The sequence below is a fragment of the Neisseria sp. P0021.S007 genome (assembly GCF_051956855.1).
The window spans coordinates 1-434 of record NZ_JBQCXA010001798.1 but is presented as its reverse complement, the minus strand read 5'-3'; the positions used below and the strand labels follow the sequence as shown (position 1 = coordinate 434).

The window sequence follows — 434 nt, the reverse complement described above, 5'->3', positions numbered from 1 at the left end:
AGCGTGCACAGCATTATGGCGGTAACGTTTACCAACAAAGCTGCCAAAGAAATGCAAACCCGTCTCGGCGCAATGATTCCCATCAACGTCCGCGCCATGTGGCTCGGCACATTCCACGGTCTCTGCCACCGCTTTTTACGGTTGCACCACCGCGATGCCGGCCTGCCGTCTTCCTTTCAAATCCTCGACAGCGGCGACCAGCTTTCCCTTATCAAACGCCTGCTCAAAAGCCTCAACATCGCCGAAGAAATCATCGCGCCGCGTTCGCTGCAAGGCTTTATCAACGCGCAAAAAGAATCCGGTTTGCGCGCTTCCGTGTTGAGCGCGCCCGACCCGCACACAAGCCGCATGATTGAATGCTACGCCGAATACGACAAAATCTGCCAACGCGAAGGCGTAGTCGATTTCGCCGAACTCATGCTCCGCAGCTACGA

The 434-nt window shown here is 56.0% G+C and carries 1 protein-coding gene; it reads left to right on the top strand.

Annotation, left to right across the window (positions count from 1 at the left end; translation table 11 throughout):
- On the top strand, window positions 1-434 hold a 434-nt coding region (locus ACTHUR_RS21520), incomplete at both ends, for a UvrD-helicase domain-containing protein (RefSeq protein WP_440400846.1).